This is a genomic window from Halomonas sp. B23F22_20 (assembly GCF_043496985.1).
GTDB lineage: Bacteria > Pseudomonadota > Gammaproteobacteria > Pseudomonadales > Halomonadaceae > Halomonas.
In genome coordinates, this window is sequence record NZ_JBIEKH010000090.1 from 1 (window position 1) to 696 (window position 696).

General features: G+C 60.3%; 1 protein-coding gene. It reads left to right on the top strand.

The genetic code is table 11. The annotated features are described in order from the left end of the window. A partial coding sequence (locus ACGTN6_RS20725; protein WP_394594965.1) for a TIGR03756 family integrating conjugative element protein occupies window positions 1–609 on the top strand: 609 nt, incomplete at its 5' end. Between the last annotated feature and the right edge of the window lie 87 nt (window positions 610–696).

Below are 696 nucleotides of genomic sequence, written 5' to 3' on the forward strand. Positions count from 1 at the left end.
GATGCTCACCACTCAGGGGTCCGCTTCAAGAATGTTGACGCTATCGGTCATCCAGCAGTAGCGCTTTTCAGCGCCGGGCTTGGCTACACCTGTGAATCACCGACCTTTCCTTTGCACCCGCACCTCTTGTCGACGATTGATGCTGTGTCATGGCGGGAAAACCTTGTGGAGGCGCTATACCCGGAGTCACTTACGCCGGGGATGCGGGAAGTCGGGCAGCTGGGGGATCTGTGGGGCAACGTCTATCCGCGGACAGGATTCGTGGCCGGACAGCAGAATGACTACCGGGTAGCCGCCGTGGCCGCGCAGCGAGCGGCGGACATCGTGACAAGGACTGGGCAGCCCCACATCTACCAGTCTCTGTCTGCGAATCAGCGTGATGGCTACTGGCCGCCTGATCCCGTGAAGGAGGGGGATGCGTCCACTCACAAGTGGCAGCCGCTGTTGCCCAAGATGTTGGATAGCTGTTCGACGTTCCCTGATGGGGGCAGAACCGAGACCTTCAGCGACCGCATCGATGAAACCGGCGATTTCGCCTGGGCGCTGTGGCGTCCCTATTCCTGCTGCGAGCGCCGCGGCGAGAAACTGATTTTCCACTCCGGAGGCTGATATGCGCTTCACTCCATCTTCTTCTGTGGCAGCAACGTCTCTGGTGCTGCTGCTGGCGGGCAAAACATCGAGCTATGCCCAGTCGTC